Annotated in this window: 15 protein-coding genes; 11 read left to right on the forward strand and 4 right to left on the reverse strand. The window is 37.9% G+C overall.

The features are described 5' to 3' along the window. Window positions 1–192 precede the first annotated feature (192 nt). From BTO11_RS01900 to deoD, 4 genes are all read left to right on the forward strand, one after another. Complete coding sequence (locus BTO11_RS01900) at window positions 193–1,221, forward strand: zinc-binding alcohol dehydrogenase family protein (RefSeq protein ID WP_105050989.1); 1,029 nt, start codon at window positions 193–195, stop codon at window positions 1,219–1,221. A 38-nt stretch (window positions 1,222–1,259) separates the two neighbouring features. Beyond that, window positions 1,260–1,550 (forward strand): putative quinol monooxygenase, encoded by a 291-nt coding sequence (locus BTO11_RS01905; protein ID WP_105050990.1) that lies wholly within the window; start codon window positions 1,260–1,262, stop codon window positions 1,548–1,550. 377 nt (window positions 1,551–1,927) lie between these two features. Continuing rightward, complete coding sequence (locus BTO11_RS01910) at window positions 1,928–2,098, forward strand: XapX domain-containing protein (RefSeq protein WP_105050991.1); 171 nt, start codon at window positions 1,928–1,930, stop codon at window positions 2,096–2,098. Between the two features lie 219 nt (window positions 2,099–2,317). Then, entirely contained in the window at window positions 2,318–3,022 is a 705-nt protein-coding gene (deoD, locus tag BTO11_RS01915; protein ID WP_105050992.1) for a purine-nucleoside phosphorylase, read from the forward strand. Between the two features lie 114 nt (window positions 3,023–3,136). Here the strand turns inward: deoD and BTO11_RS01920 are convergent, their stop codons facing one another. Next, entirely contained in the window at window positions 3,137–4,351 is a 1,215-nt protein-coding gene (locus BTO11_RS01920; protein ID WP_105050993.1) for a phosphopentomutase, read from the reverse strand. A 257-nt stretch (window positions 4,352–4,608) separates the two neighbouring features. Between BTO11_RS01920 and udk the strand changes: the two genes are divergently transcribed. The 5 genes from udk to upp all read left to right on the forward strand — a co-directional run bounded on the left by udk (window position 4,609) and on the right by upp (window position 8,635). Then, a complete protein-coding gene (udk, locus tag BTO11_RS01925) occupies window positions 4,609–5,250 on the forward strand; it encodes a uridine kinase (protein WP_105050994.1) in 642 nt (213 codons plus the stop codon). A gap of 16 nt (window positions 5,251–5,266) precedes the next feature. Next, window positions 5,267–6,514, forward strand: coding sequence for a NupC/NupG family nucleoside CNT transporter (locus BTO11_RS01930; RefSeq protein WP_105050995.1), 1,248 nt, complete (start codon window positions 5,267–5,269; stop codon window positions 6,512–6,514). 21 nt (window positions 6,515–6,535) lie between these two features. After that, window positions 6,536–7,309, forward strand: coding sequence for a deoxyribose-phosphate aldolase (gene deoC, locus BTO11_RS01935; protein WP_105050996.1), 774 nt, complete (start codon window positions 6,536–6,538; stop codon window positions 7,307–7,309). A gap of 62 nt (window positions 7,310–7,371) precedes the next feature. Next, window positions 7,372–7,950: a thymidine kinase gene (locus BTO11_RS01940; protein ID WP_105050997.1), complete on the forward strand. Its 579-nt coding sequence runs from the start codon at window positions 7,372–7,374 to the stop codon at window positions 7,948–7,950. A gap of 58 nt (window positions 7,951–8,008) precedes the next feature. Beyond that, a complete protein-coding gene (upp, locus tag BTO11_RS01945) occupies window positions 8,009–8,635 on the forward strand; it encodes a uracil phosphoribosyltransferase (protein ID WP_105050998.1) in 627 nt (208 codons plus the stop codon). 195 nt (window positions 8,636–8,830) lie between these two features. Here upp and deoA read toward each other — a convergent pair whose 3' ends face one another. The 3 genes from deoA to BTO11_RS01960 form a co-directional block, all read right to left on the reverse strand. Next, window positions 8,831–10,135 (reverse strand): thymidine phosphorylase, encoded by a 1,305-nt coding sequence (deoA, locus tag BTO11_RS01950; RefSeq protein WP_105050999.1) that lies wholly within the window; start codon window positions 10,133–10,135, stop codon window positions 8,831–8,833. 10 nt (window positions 10,136–10,145) lie between these two features. Continuing rightward, window positions 10,146–10,595: a cytidine deaminase gene (locus BTO11_RS01955; RefSeq protein ID WP_105051000.1), complete on the reverse strand. Its 450-nt coding sequence runs from the start codon at window positions 10,593–10,595 to the stop codon at window positions 10,146–10,148. A 121-nt stretch (window positions 10,596–10,716) separates the two neighbouring features. Next, window positions 10,717–13,890 (reverse strand): TonB-dependent receptor, encoded by a 3,174-nt coding sequence (locus BTO11_RS01960; RefSeq protein WP_105051001.1) that lies wholly within the window; start codon window positions 13,888–13,890, stop codon window positions 10,717–10,719. A 660-nt stretch (window positions 13,891–14,550) separates the two neighbouring features. Between BTO11_RS01960 and BTO11_RS01965 the strand changes: the two genes are divergently transcribed. Together BTO11_RS01965 and BTO11_RS01970 are read left to right on the forward strand one after the other, a co-directional pair. Then, window positions 14,551–15,180 carry a TetR/AcrR family transcriptional regulator gene (locus BTO11_RS01965; RefSeq protein ID WP_105051002.1) on the forward strand — a complete coding sequence of 210 codons (630 nt, stop codon included), beginning with the start codon at window positions 14,551–14,553 and terminating at the stop codon, window positions 15,178–15,180. 6 nt (window positions 15,181–15,186) lie between these two features. Continuing rightward, on the forward strand, window positions 15,187–16,428 hold the full coding sequence (locus BTO11_RS01970) for an endonuclease/exonuclease/phosphatase family protein (protein ID WP_105051003.1): 1,242 nt from the start codon (window positions 15,187–15,189) through the stop codon (window positions 16,426–16,428). Window positions 16,429–16,434: the final 6 nt, after the last annotated feature.

The following is a 16,434-nucleotide window of genomic DNA, read 5'->3' on the forward strand; positions in this document are numbered from 1 at the left end:
TGATTCAATTATTATGCTGTTTATCTTTACTAAAGCAAGTCCTAGAATTAACCACATCAGCAATACGAACAAATATACACAGAGCAAACAAACCGAATTACTAACTTAAATCACTAAATCAGATAAAGAGCTTGTATCAACACAAGATATCAATAGCCAATAAATTTGAGTTTATAAATAAAGAGAAAAATTATGAAAGCAATTGCCTATAAAAAATCATTACCAATCGACCAAGCTGACTCACTAATTGATATTGAATTACCACAACCTATCGCCACAGGTCGTGACATATTAGTAAAAGTGAATGCCATAGCGGTAAATCCAGTTGACTATAAAGTACGCCTAAACATGCCTCCAGCAGAAGGCGAAGCTAAAGTATTAGGTTGGGATGCCGTTGGTGAAGTTATTGCAACGGGTGAATCAGCACAAAACTTTAAACCTGGTGATGTGGTTTATTACGCTGGTGACTTTACTCGCCAAGGTAGTAATGCTGAATATCAATTAGTGGACGAACGTATTGTTGGTTTAAAACCTAAGAGTGTTAGCGACGCAGAAGCAGCAGCATTGCCATTAACGACAATTACAGCTTACGAATTATTGTTTGAACATTTAAATATCAAGCAACAAAAAGCCGGCTCAACAGAAAAATCTAAAGAAGTTTTATTAGTGGTTGGCGCTGCAGGTGGTGTTGGTTCTATTTTAGTTCAGTTAGCGAAAGCAATTACTGGTGCAACCATTATTGCAACGGCATCAAGACCAAGCTCTAAAGAATGGGTGACAAATCTTGGCGCTGACTATGTGGTTGATCACACTCAAGCATTACAACCTCAAATTGAGGCCTTAAATATTGGTCAAGTAACACACGTTGCTAGCTTAAATGGCACTGAGTCTTACTTTGATACTTATATTGAGTTGCTAGCGCCATTTGGCAAAATAGCTATGATTGACGATCCAGAAAATAGCCTAGATGTCATGAAGTTAAAAATGAAAAGCTTGTCTTTACATATCGAGTTTATGTTTGCTCGCTCTATGTTTAATGCCAGCGACATTGACGAGCAAGGTAAATTATTAAACCAAGTTGCGCAGTTAATTGACTCAGGTTTTATAAAAACGACCTTAGGCAAAAACTTAGGTGCTATTAATGCGGCAAACTTGAAGTTAGCGCATAAAGAACTAGAAACCGGTAAATCGATTGGCAAAATCGTTTTACAAGGCTTCTAACCATTTGTTAATCAGATAAATAAATATAGGATTTTACTATGTCAAAACTTACCATTGTTGCAAATATTACCGCTAAAGCGGGTAAAGAAGAATTAGTAAAAAGCGAACTGATAAAGCTAATTGCTATTACTCGTAAAGAGCAAGGTTGTATCAATTACGACTTACATCAGGACAATCAAAACCCAGCGCATTTTATGTTTTATGAAAATTGGGAAAGCCGTGAATTATGGCAAACCCATATGAACAATAAACATTTAGCAGAGTATGTAGCTGCGACGGAAGACGCCGTTGATGCATTTATACTGAACGAGATGACAACCGTCGAGTAATGTTTATAGCAAACGCACTAGGTCTACTATTGGCCTAGTGCTTTTTTATATGCTTTTTTTATATGCTTTTTTATAAACCTTTTATACAAACATTGAAACACACATCACATAAATACAGTTAACAATCCCCAACCTCCATAAAGCCTCAATAGAAGCATAGTCACAACACAACCATTATTTCCGCAGCCAATGTAAATACTATTTATTTTAAGACTAGATGGGGTTTTTAAATGAAAGTTTTTTATTTGTATCAATTTTATATTGACCAAATGGTCAGGAAAGTTATTATTAGCCGCAATTAATCAATACATCCAATTTCAGTTCAATTGACCTTGTAATAAATACTAAGTCAGTGACAGAATAAAAAAGGAATTATTGTGGTAGAACTATTAACCGCATTAGCAACCGGTGCTTTAGTCGGTGTTTTATTCTCTTTATTTAAATTACCCTTACCTGCCCCACCTGTTTTGTCGGGTATCGTTGGTATTTTCGGTATTTATTTAGGGGGAGTTGGCTACCAGTGGATTATTGAGCGCTTTTCTAGCTAAAGTCGCTTATTTATAAAGATCATTCACTAAAGAGCGCTTACTAAAATCGTTTACTTTGTTTATAGTAAACAGCACAGCCGAGCTTTTAATAGCTTATGTTTTAAACAGCTTATAATTTTAATTAAATTGTCAGTAAAAAATCCTTGATAGCAGACAGTCATATCGCAGTCTGGCTTGAAACTTACTGAGTTATACTTCTTAACAAAAAGGTTAACTCTTATGTCTACAGCACATATTGAAGCCCAAATGGGCGATTTCGCAGAAACGGTATTAATGCCAGGCGACCCTCTTAGAGCAAAATTTATTGCCGAAAACTTTCTAGACGATGCTAAATGCGTAACACGCGTTCGTAATATGTTTGGTTACACGGGTACTTATAAAGGTAAACGCATCTCAGTTATGGGTTCTGGAATGGGTATTCCTAGCGTATCAATTTACGCAACTGAGCTTTACAAAGACTATGGCGTAGAAGAGATCATACGCATTGGCTCATGTGGCGCAGTACGTGATGACATTCATGTACGTGATATTGTTATTGGTATGGCAGCAAGCACAGACTCAAACGTTAACCGTCAACGTTTAGGTAATGTTGATTTTGCAGCTTGCGCTGACTTCTCTTTGTTGAAGAAGGTTGTCGATACCGCTGAAAAATTAAAAACACCAGTTCACGTTGGTAACATTTTCACTGCAGATTTGTTCTATACACCAAATCCTGAAATGTTTGCTCAAATGGAAAAATACGGCATGTTAGCGGTAGAAATGGAAGCGGCTGGCCTTTACGGTGTTGCTGCTGAATATGGCAAAAAAGCATTAACGGTATTAACAGTTAGTGACCATATTAAAACGGGTGAAGTAACGACAGCTGATGAACGTGAAACGACGTTTAAAGATATGATGGAATTAACGTTAGAAAGTATTCTGTAACGTAAAAAACGCTTTCTATATAAAGCTTCTGGCTTAAAAAACAGATACAAAAAAGGGTTAACTGATTCAGTTAACCCTTTTTTAATACTCAAGATTTGTTATCTAACCTAAGCTTTATTTAAAGTTTAGTTCCGTTAAGAAGCTAGTACCATAATCCATATCTTCAACGTTAAACAACTCAGCAACCGTTTGTCCTAAGTCGGCAAACGTTTTACGCTCACCTAAGTCAACGGCACCAATATTATGATGATAAGCCAATACTGGAACATACTCACGAGTATGGTCGCTGCCCGGCCAAGTTGGATCACAACCATGATCGGCAGTTAACAGGAGTACATCGTCATCCGCCATTGCTGCGTATACTTCTGGCAATCTAGCATCAAACGCTTCTAATTCTTGCGCGTAACCAACGGGGTTACGTCTGTGACCAAAGTCTTGGTCAAAATTAACTAAGTTAGTAAAAATCAACGTGTTGTCATTGGCTGTTTTTATATGCTTTATGCTGGCATCTAACAGGGCATCTAAACCAGTCGCTTTGGTTTTTTCACTGATACCTTGATGAGCAAATATATCCGCTATTTTACCTACGCTTATTACGTGTGTTCCAGCCTCTGCTATTTTATCTAATACCGTTGGTGCAGGCGGTAATACTGAATAATCACGACGATTACCAGTTCTTGCAAATTCAGCAGGTGTTTCACCAACAAAAGGTCTGGCGATAACACGCCCAATATTTAAGTCGTCCAACTGCTCTCGCACGATTTCACAATATTTATATAAATTGTCGAGACCAAAATGGGTTTCATGTGCAGCAATTTGGAAAACACTATCGCCCGAGGTATAACAAATTGGTAAACCCGTTTTTATATGTTCTTCACCTAACTGCTCTAAAATTGTAGTGCCAGATGCATGGCAATTACCTAACATTCCGTCAAAGCCAGTCGCTTTATTTATCTTGTCAATTAAGTCGCTAGGGAACGAGTTTTCTTTATCAAGGAAGTAACCCCAATCAAATAATACCGGAACACCAGCCATTTCCCAGTGTCCACTTGGCGTATCTTTACCTGTGCTGATCTCGCGAGCATAGCCATGAGCACCTTTACTAGCCAATCCACCTTTATGAGGTACTGAAATATTGGATGCGCCTTTGCATGCGTCAAATAATCCTAAAGCCGCCAAATTAGGTAAATTTATTTCATTACCCGTTTCATCTAAATAGGCTTTAGCCAAATTTGCTAAGGTATTTGCCCCAACATCACCAAAGCTTTCAGCATCAGGAGAATACCCTATACCAAAACTATCCATTACTAATATAATTGCTGTAGACATTACGAGCCCTATTCGATGTATAAACCGAAATAATTTATGTATAAACTACGTATAAAAACATGACCACATGGTCAACTTGTGTTAATTTATCATCATTTGAAATTAGGGTAAACGATGATATTAAGATCACAGCAATAACAATTGTCGCTGTGTGAAAAATCATTTCCTAAAATGCACTTATATCATTTGGCTTTTTGGATTAATTTGCTAGTCTATTCACCGAATTTTATGAACCTGCGTAACCAACAGGCAAGACATTGAAACCAACTATTATTACAATTGCAGGTCCGTCTGCATCAGGCAAAACACTGTTTGCACAAACAATTCATGACGAGTTAATTGAAGAGTTGGGTGAAGGTGGAATATCCATCATATACGAAGATGCCTACTATCGAGATCAATCTCACCTCTCAATGGAAGAACGTGTTGAAACCAACTACGATCATCCAGATGCATTTGAACATGACTTATTAACTGAGCACTTAGAAAAGCTCACTAATAACGAACCAATTCAAAGTCCAGTATATTGTTACAAAACACATACTCGAACGGCTGAAACTAACGCTTTTGCTCCAACCAAAATAATTTTGGTTGAAGGTATTTTATTACTTTCTAATAAAAAACTCAGAGAGCAGTTTGATATTAAAGTGTACATGGATACTCCTTTGGATATTTGTTTAATCCGAAGAATTAAACGTGACATTGTTGAACGTCAACGTAGTGTTGAGTCGGTTACCAACCAGTATTTAGAAACGGTAAGACCTATGTACCATCAGTACATTGAACCTTCCAAAGCTTGGGCTGACATTGTTGTCACAAGAGGCGGAAAAAATAGAATGGCGATTGAAGTAATAAAAGCAAAAATTCGCCAAATTTCACAACTACCACCACAAAAATAATTAAAAAAGGGTGATCATGGATTTATCAATGCTTAGAGGTTTAGTAGGGATTGTAGCGTTACTCGTTATCGCCTACACCTTATCAGACGGTAAAAAACAAATTAACTATCGTACAGTAGGATTCGCTTTTGCGGTTCAGCTTTTACTTGGAGCCTTTGTTTTATATCTTCCATTTGGTAAAGACGTTTTATTGTCTATTACTGGTGGCGTTCAAGGTGTTATTGATAGCGCCAAAGAAGGTATTAACTTCTTGTTTGGTGGCTTAGGCACAGACGCCATGTACAGCAATGGCGTTGGCTTTGTATTTGCTATCCGTGTTTTACCTAATATTATCTTTTTCTCATCTTTAATCGCGGTTCTTTATTATTTAGGCGTTATGCAATGGGTAATAAAAATCATTGGCGGTGGATTACAAAAATTATTAAAAACCAGTAAAGCAGAATCTCTTTCTGCCACCGCAAATATTTTTGTTGGGCAAACTGAAGCGCCATTGGTTGTGCGCCCTTATATTGCAAAAATGACCCAATCAGAATTATTTGCCATTATGGTTGGTGGTTTAGCTTCAGTTGCAGGCTCGGTAATGGTTGGTTATGCCGGACTTGGTATTGAACTAAAATACCTAATTGCTGCATCTTTTATGGCCGCCCCTGGTGGTTTATTAATGGCAAAAATAATTTGTCCTGAAAAAGAACCTGAAAGAATAATTGAAGAATCAGTCGAGATTGATAAATTTGACGAAAATAAACCGGCAAATGTAATTGACGCTGCTGCCTCTGGTGCAGCATCAGGCCTTAAATTAGCAGTAAATGTTGGTGCTATGTTATTGGCCTTTATTGCATTAATAGCTTTGTTTAATACGATTGTTGGCGGCATATCTAGCATGTTTGGTTTTGAAGGTATTACCATCGAATTTATTCTTGGTTACCTGTTTGCACCATTTGCCTTTATCGTCGGTGTACCATTTGAAGAAATGTTACAAGCTGGTAGTTTTATTGGTCAAAAGGTTGTGATTAATGAATTCTTTGCTTACACAAACTTTGTCGACGTCAAAGGTGCATTGTCACCGGTAACTCAAGTCATTATTACCTTTGCTTTGTGTGGTTTTGCTAACTTATCATCTATCGCTATTTTACTTGGTGGTATTGGTTCAATGGCGCCGAGCCGTCGTCCAGATATCGCAAGACTTGGTATGCGCGCTATGATTGCCGCAACCTTAGCTAATCTTATGAGCGCCGCAATTGCTGGCTTCTTCTTTGCCTTGTAGGCCTGACGTTAGGAAATGAATATGACTGACTTAAAAGCAGTAGCACAACGTGCATTATCCTTAATGGATTTAACCAGTTTAACCAATACAGAAACCGATGCTGACATTATCAAATTATGTCAGCAAGCCAAATCACCAGCTGGTGAAACTGCCGCTATTTGTATTTACCCACGATTTATACCACTGGCAAAAAAAATACTAAAAGCGCAAGAAACTCCGCATGTAAAAATAGCCACTGTGGCTAACTTCCCTGCAGGCAATGACGATTTAGACATTGCCCTTGCTGAAACCAAAGCGGCTGTTGCTTATGGCGCTGATGAAGTCGACTTAGTATTTCCATACAAAGCCTTAATAGCTGGTAATGAAAATATTGGCTTTGATATGGTCAAAGTGTGTAAACAGGCTTGTATTGGTAAAGCCAAATTAAAAGTGATCATTGAAACCGGTGAATTAAAAACACCTGAGTTAATTAAACGAGCAAGTGAAATTGCCATTAATGCCGGTGCTGACTTTATTAAAACATCAACCGGTAAAGTAGCCGTTAACGCAACACCTGAAGCTGCTAAAATTATGTTAGAAGTGATTAAAAACAAAAATATAGATGTTGGTTTTAAACCTGCTGGCGGCGTTAAAAATGCACAAGATGCTGATGTATATTTATCACTAGCGGATCAAATCCTTGGTGAAGAATGGGCAACAGCTGAGCATTTCCGATTTGGAGCCAGTAGCTTATTAGCAAGCCTGCTAGATACCTTAGGCCATAAAGTTGATACGAGTTCAGCAAGCGGTTATTAATTCCTAACTAGTTGCTATCAATACTAGAATACTAAATACATCAGACAATAAAGAAGCAGACTATGGCACAACTTTACTTTTATTATTCGTCAATGAATGCCGGAAAATCTACTCATTTATTGCAGTCATCGTATAACTATCATGAGCGTGGATTGCGCACCGCAATCTACACAGCTCAAATTGATGACCGTTTTGCTAAAGGTAAAGTTGCTTCAAGACTAGGTATAGATGCCGACGCTTATTTGTTCGACGACAGTAAAAACTTATTGTCTGAAATTGAACAAATGCACGCAGATCAAAAATTAGATTGTGTACTGATTGATGAAGCCCAATTCTTAACCACCGAACATGTTAAGCAATTAACCGACGTGGTGGACCTATTAAATATTCCAGTCCTCGCTTACGGTATTCGTACCGACTTCTTAGGGCAAACCTTCTCAGGTAGCGCCGCATTATTAGCCTGGGCTGATAAATTAGTTGAGTTAAAAACCATTTGCCATTGTGGCCGCAAAGCCAATTTTGTTATTAGACAAGACGCCAATGGCATAGCAGTAAAAGATGGTGCGCAGGTGGAAGTTGGCGGTAACGAACGTTACGAACCACTTTGCCGAGCTCACTTTAAACAGCTAGTTTGGAATTAATTGAAGCTTAATGTCTTAACGAAACACAATCACTTATTCATACACTAACGGGAAAAACATGGCCATTTTTGAAAGCACTCATCCACTGGTAAAACACAAAGTTAGTTTGTTACGTGACATTGATATATCCGTTAAAGCGTTTCGTGAGCTAACTAAAGAAGTTGCCGTATTACTTACTGTAGAAGCCACACAACACTTTGAATTAACACAAGTGCCACTTACTTGCTGGTCAGGTGACATTCAAGTTCCTATGGTCGCAAAACCTCAACCAACCTTAGTGCCAATTTTAAGAGCTGGTTTAGGTATGTTAGATGGTGCATTAACTATCTTACCTTGTGCCAAAATAAGTGTGGTTGGCTTACGCCGTGATGAAAAGACTTTAGATCCAGAAACTTACTACGAAAACATAATCAACGATATTGAAAGCAGAACGGCAATTATTATTGACCCTATGTTAGCCACTGGTGGCACGGCCATCTCAACCATAGATTTGCTTAAAAAATCAGGCTGTAAACACATAGTTGCTTTGTTTTTAGTTGCAGCACCAGAAGGCATTCAAGCATTAGTCGATGTGCATCCAGATGTGGATTTGATCATAGGTACAATAGATGAAAGATTGAATGAAAATGGATACATTTTGCCTGGTTTAGGCGATGCGGGTGATAAGATATTCGGCACGCTTTAGGTTTGAAGGCTATAAGGCTATAAGGCTATAAGGCTATAAGGTTTTAAGGTTTTAAGGTTTTAAGGTTTTAAGGTTTTAAGGCTATAAAGCTGGAAGGTTTTAGGGTTTGAAGGCTTTAAGTTTTAATTATCAGTGGAGAGAGCCGAGTTGCGAATCTTAACTCGTATCTCGGCTCTCGCAGCTCGATACTAATATTTAACTATAAATCACTGGCGCTAGCTTTGGCTTAGCGTCTGAGAAGCTCAATGCTCCTAGATATTGCTCTGCCGCTAACTTTGCTCCAGCTTCATCTTTCGCATGCACACGTGCTATTACATCGCCAGATGTTACCTTTTCACCAAGTGGTAAAATAGCATCAAAACCAACAGTGTGATCAACCAACTGACCTGGTGCAGTTCTTCCTCCACCTAAGCCAACCACTGACATACCAATATCACGAGTATTCATTTGTGCTAAATAGCCACTTTGCGCCGCTTTAATATCAACAATCACGTTAGCTTTTTGCATTGCTGCCCAAGGCTGTTCAATATAATTTGTTGGACCGCCTAACGCTGCAACCATCTTGTCAAAAATCTCAGCTGCTTTGCCTGAGTCTAAGGCGTTATTAATTTGTTTTTCTGCTGAACTCGCATCAAGTGCTAAACCAGAATTAACCAACATAGCCGTCGCTAGAGACTTCACCACGGTATGTAAACGTGGGTCAATAAATTCACCCGTTAAATACTGTACAGTCTCAAACATTTCAAGCGCATTACCTGCAGTGACACCAAGTACTTGGTTCATGTCGGTAATAATCGCTTGGGTTTTTACCCCTGCGTTATTGGCCACACTGCTGATGCTTTCTGCCAATGCTTGTGCATCTTCTAATGACGTCATCATAGCGCCATTACCGACTTTCACATCCATCACTAACGTATCAAGACCTGCCGCTAATTTTTTAGATAAAATAGAAGCGGTGATCAATGGAATAGACTCTACCGTTGCAGTGACATCTCTGATTGAATAAAGACGTTTGTCCGCCGGAGCCAAATTATCAGTTTGCGAAATAATAGCAACGCCTAGCTCTTTTACTATTTTCTTGAACTGAGGAATAGTTGGCTGAACGTTAAAGCCTGCAATACTTTCTAACTTATCAGACGTACCACCAGTGTGGCCTAAACCACGGCCAGAGATCATAGGAACATAACCACCACACGCGCCAACAATAGCAGCCAGCATAAAGCTAACTTTGTCACCAACACCACCCGTTGAATGTTTATCAACGATAGGGCGGTCATAACCTTCCCAGCTTAAAACGTCGCCTGAGTGCATCATGGATGTGGTTAATGTTACTTTTTCTTCGGTGTTTAAGCTGTTTTGGAAAATAGCCATTGCCATCGCGCCCACTTGAGCATCTGAAAACGAACCGTCGACTAAGCCATCAACAAAGCGCTGAATTTCTTGTTGCTTTAATACACCACCATCACGTTTTATTCTTATAATTTCTTGAGGTAATAACATGTACTTGTCCTTAAACGTTAGATAATTGTTTTGGTGTAAAGGCATCCGGTAAAAGACCAGATACTGTCCATATTTTTTGTACATTTTTATGATTTACCGCAACCACAGGTGCATCGTTGGCAAAGAACTCAGAGATCACTTGTCTGCAAGCGCCACAAGGTGGTGTTAACTCATCTTGTTCTGTGTAAATCACGATAAGCTGAAATTCCTGCTCACCATTAATAACGGCATTACTAATACAGTTACGCTCAGCACAAACCGTTAAACCGTAAGACGCATTTTCAACGTTACAGCCTTTAACAATATTACCGTTAGCAGTTAATGCCGCAGCACCAACATGGAAGTTGCTATAAGGTGCATAAGCCTTGTTGTATGCGTCTTTGGCAGCATCTACAAGTTCTTGAGTAAGTAGCTCTTTTAAGTCAGTCATAATAGTTTCATTGTTATTATCGTCATTCATACAATAGCATTGTTGACCATTTGGTCAAGTAATAACTATTGTGTGTTAATCACTTTATTTTGCTCATAAAAAAACCGCACTAAATAGTGCGGTTTTTAATTTAAGGCTTAATCAAATTCGATTAGAATTTATATTTAATACCAATTTTAGCGCTCCAAGTAGACTCTCTGTCTTGGAACTCAACTGGTGAATCACCAGCTTCTACGCCATTACTTTCATAAACGTATTGGCCAGCATCATTGATTGAGTAACCAAATATTGCGTCACTTGTTGAACCAAATGGGTTTTGATAAACACGCGCTGATTTAGCATCAATTAATGCTAATGCATTGTTGATATCTATATAGAATATACCTTTATGACCATCTAAGAAGCCAGGTAACTCTTGTTCAAAGCGTAAATCCATTGTAGTTGTCCATGGACCACGGAATGAATTTTTATCTAAATAACCACCGCTTGTTGAAGCACCAATAGTATTTAAATCAGCAATGATTTCTTCATAGCTTAAGCCATTAACAAAATCGACAGCTGGATCATCAGCACCTGTTGGGATATAAGCTAACGCACTAGTTGTTAAATCTAGGTTACCAGATAACCCATCTTCATCATTAGTTCCAAGTAACCAGCTGTATGGTTTAGCTGATTTACGTTCCCAGAACATTGAGAAGTTAGAGTTATAACCAGAAACTAGTTCAGTATTATAAGAAAGACTAAATGTTAGTCGATGCTTAGTCTCAAATGCTGACGTTCCAATCTCAGGACTTTCAGGGTCAATTACAGGGTTATATTCATAAGCTGTATTTGTTGAAGTACCTGTAGCTGAAATACGATCTTGTACATCAGAGTGAGTGTATGAGAAGTTAGCATTAAAGCCACTTTCAAAACGTTTAGCAATTGAAAGTGATTCAATCAGTGTATGTCCACCTGAACTATTGCTCAGTAGAGTATCACGATTGCTTCTATTTTCATCCGTTCTAGTATAGATAGGACGACCTTCAACTGTGTATCCGTCGATACCTTTAGAAGTATCTAGGGTACGTGATAAATCAGACCAGATAAGATCAGTTTCAATATCCTTATACAACACCTCAGCACTAACATACCAGTCTTCACCTAGACCGATGCTAGATAAATCGGCTGTATAATCAGCAGCAATGCTGTACTGCCAAGTTGTAGGTATATCAAATCCAGGAGCAATAGCATCTATATTAGTATTAGAACCACCAAGTTCACTCGCCGCAACTGCATCTTGTGCAATTTGAGGAATAGAGCTTGGATCTGCACTATCTAAGATTGCTGAATCAGAATATGTGTCATATGAAGCTATACGAGAACCATCGTTGGTAAATGCATTTGAAATAAATACATTAGGGCGTCCACCACTAAAGCGACCAGCACCACCACGAACCACTAGGTCGTCAGCAACATCCCAAGTGAAACCTACACGAGGCAAGAATAATGAAGCACCATCTAGATTTTCGGTATTATCAAATCCGTAACGGTCAACAAAACCAGAATTTAAATTTGGAGTATCGTCGTTAAATGTACGCTCGTAACGAATACCGTATGTCAGATTAAACTCATCTGTCATATCCCAGCTATCTTCAACATACAATGTGTTTGTACCAAGTGAGAATTCAGCTGCTGCATCATCACGATTTAAAGTTGGATTGTTTTGATATTCAAAGCCATAAGCTTCACCAGCTTCAAATTCATCAATACTACCGAAATACCATGAACCTAAGTAGTGTTGCATAAAGATGTTAAATACATCTACTTTCTCATATTCCCAACCAAATGAAATCGCATGATCATCCAATAAGTATTCACCGCCTAGGCGCATTTGGAATGTTTCATTAGTAAGCTCATTGGCATGACGGCTATCATCAGAACCAAGCATAACTTTTGCTGGGTATTTGTCATCGGTTAAGCTAATTTTTACTTCACCAAAATCATAACCACCTAATGATACTTGTCCGTTAACACTTTCTTTGTATGAAATTTTAGCTTCTGTTGAGAAGTTATCAGACCAAAATGAGTACAACTGAGCTACATAAGTGTCATATTCGTTTGAACGGTTATACCAGTGAGAAGACAGGTATAATTCGTTTGAATAACCAGCGCCCATATTACCAGCACTATTACTAAAGCCGTGTGAGTAAGCAAATGAAGCACGGTGATCGTCGTTTATATTCCAATCAAGTTTTAATGAATATTTTTCATCTTCAAGAGGAATTGAATCATCCCAGCTACCAGCATCATAGCCATACTTATCTTTAGCTATGCTTATAATTCTATCTACTTGAGCTTGACTAATGTCATTAGCACCAACAGCGGCATTTGAATCTTCAGGGCCTTTTGTTGGTGAACTAGGAGATTCGAATGTTTCGTAAGCCGCAAAGAAAAACAACTTATCTTTAATAATTGGACCGCCAAGCGTTGCACCCCAAGTTTTTTCATCGAAACTTAAATCAATATCTTCGCCTGTTTCTGGATTTTCTGGAGTACCAGCCCATGAGTCTTGAGCTTGTTCAGCAAAGATACTACCGTGAAATTCATTAGTACCAGATTTAGTTACTACGCTTACTTTACCACCAGAAAAACCACCTTCTTTGGCAGTAAATGGAGCAATAGCTACACTAATTTGGTCAATTGAATCAAAAGAAATAGGAGAACGTTCTGTAGGGTAGCCGTTAGTTGCTAAACCAAAATCATCGTTAAGGTTTACACCATCAACAGCTAAGCTATTATATCTAGGGTTACTACCTGCTAATGATAGAGACTGTCCGTCATTACTTACTACAGCCATAGGGTTTTGTTTTACAATATCTTTTAAGTCACGGTTAAATGCTGCAGATTTTGTAAGAGCGTCGCCACTAAATGTACTTGATGAACCTTTTGACGGGTCAAAGAAAACAGAAGAACCGTTTACCGCTATTCTTTCCATATCTATATTATCTAATGTTTCAGTAAGACGGAAAGTGTCACCTAAAGTAATATAAATCCCTTCAAGTTTTTTATCTGAATATGCATCTGAGTCAATAGTAACCGTATATGGTCCACCAACACGAAGACCATTAGCGATGAACGCACCCGATTCATTTACTTTTAACGTTTTACTCGTTCCTGATGGTTCATGAACAATAGTAATAGTTGCATCTGTTACAACATTTCCACTTACAGATAAAACACTTCCGCGAATAGAAGATGATGTATCTGCAGCCATAGCAGCTGTTGATAAACCTAGAGCTAAAACAACTGCTCCGGCGATGTGTGAAAGACGATGAGTTTTCATCTGATTTCCTTGGTTTAAGTTATTAATTCGGTAATGATTTATTATTATTTAAAGCAAAGGATTAAAAACTTAACCATTTGCTCTGTTTTTCATTTCGAACGAAATTAGACCAGATTTTTATGTAAGTTTCATTACAATTAATGAGTCTTTTTAGAAAAGATCAACATTTTAACTACAAAAATGGACAAATAAAGACAAGTTAAATAAATTTAACCTTTAAATTCAATAATTTAAAAAAGTTCAATAAATTTAAAAATATAGATGAATTATTTTTTCCCTTAGCAATTTTTTGTACAATTTACGGATGAAAAACAATCACCTCACAGGGGCGCGCAAACACCAACTCAAAACCTGACCATACAGTCAAGTTTATAATATCCTATATAAACAACAAGTTACACTTTTGTTGAATTGGATAAATTTCAGCCATTGCTAATATTCAACAAAAAAAATGATTTGTTTTTCAGCTTTTCTTTAAAATGTAACTATTACCATTTATAGTAGCCGCCTAGTGCCAAAGTAAGTTTGTTTAGTTGTAAGGAACAACGGCAGCTAAATATAGAAAACCAACTACTTGGTCAATATTTATAAACATGGATTAAATTTCTTTCTATTAATGCATCATTTAATTAGAAGTCTTTAGCGTTTGGGTAATAACACATGACAACAAATCAGACTAAAAAAACCGGTAACATCCGTGTTCAAAGTCAACAGAAGATCCTTATTGCGGCAAGTACTGAATTTGTTCTTCAAGGCTATAAAGGGGCGACAGTGCAATCTATTGCCGACAGAGCAGAATTACCTAAAGCTAACATCCTCTATTATTTCAAAAACAAAGATAACATCTACCAAGCTGTACTTGAGCACACATTGGAAATGTGGGATCAAGGTATTGGCGATATTGACCCAGTAGATGGTCCTAAGGTAGCAATAGAAAAGTTTATTGATGCCAAAGTACGCTTGTCTTTCAATTACCCTGAATCTTCAAAAATATATGCAATGGAGATCATCCAAGGCGCACAACATCTAAAAGAATTCGCTCGCACCTATTTAAGACAGTGGGTACGTGAAAAGGCTAAGTTATTTCAACAGTGGATTGATAATGGCGAAATGTTGGATGTTGACCCGGTTCACTTAATCTTTCTTATTTGGTCTTCAACGCAGCATTACGCTGACTTTGAAACGCAAATATTAACCATAATGAATCGAGCTGATTACGAAGATGATGACGTAGAAACCGTTATCAAATTTTTAACCGACATGATTTTACGAGGCTGCGGGTTAAAATAAACCATAATGAAAAACTACCTATTAATAGCGATACTATTTATGCTGACCGCAACTGAATTAGATGCTAGTGAAATTAGAGTGGCGACATTTAATGTCAGTATGGAAGCGCTGAACTATGCAAAAAACTCTAAAGATAAAAAGTCCGACCTATCAGGTCAAACTCTGGTTAATGCATTAGCCACAGGTCATCAACAAATTAAAAACATTGCTGAAATTATCCAACGGGTAAAACCAGACATCATTTTGTTGAATGAATTCGACAATGGAACAAACAGCGATAACAGCATTAACAAAAGCAAAAACAAAGATCACGCCGCATTAGTAAGCTTTATCAAAGACTATTTAAACCAAGGTCAAAATGGCCAGGCTGGTATTGATTACAAATATTTCTACCAAGGGCCAGTAAACACCGGAGTTAATTCAAACTTAGACCTAGATAATAATGGTACTAAAGGCCAACTCCCTGCTGATGGTTATGGCTACGGTCATTTTTCTGGTCATTATGGCATGGCGTTATTATCTAAATACCCAATTGACCAAGCTAACATTCGTACTTTCCAGATGTTTAAATGGAAAGACATGCCTGGTGCACTTCGCCCTGTTACTCCAATAAATACCCCAACAGCAGACCCAAAAGCAGGTAAATCTTGGTACGACGACACTACATGGAATGAATTACGTTTATCCTCCAAGTCTCATTGGGATATTCCAGTTAACGTTAATGGTACCGAACTGCATATTTTGGCTAGCCACCCTACGCCACCAGTATTTGATGGTAAAGAAGATAGAAACGGCAAACGTAACCATGATGAAATTCGTTTATGGACGGATTATATAACGCCAGAAAAATCTTCTTATATTTATGATGACCAAGGTAATAAAGGTGGACTTGCCAGCGATAAACCATTTGTATTATTGGGTGACTTAAATGCCTCTAATGTTGAAGGTAATGCCATATATGCAGGCATAGGTGATTTATTAAATCATAAAAATGTACAAGATGTGATGCCACAAAGTAACGGCGCACAGAAACATAGCCCTAGTAATAAGTTTGGAAAAAATCACACGGCATTTTGGCGCATGAGAGCAGATTATGTTTTACCGTCAAAAAGCAGTATAAAAGTAAAAAGCAGTGGCGTATTTTGGCCCACTAAACAAGAAGATACTTTCAGATTAATCAAAGATCGCAGTGCATCATCCGATCACAGATTAGTCTGGCTGGACTTACGTGTTGAGTCCGTGAACTAAATTAAC

It is taken from the genome of Psychrosphaera saromensis, from assembly GCF_002954545.1.
Classification (GTDB): domain Bacteria; phylum Pseudomonadota; class Gammaproteobacteria; order Enterobacterales; family Alteromonadaceae; genus Psychrosphaera; species Psychrosphaera saromensis.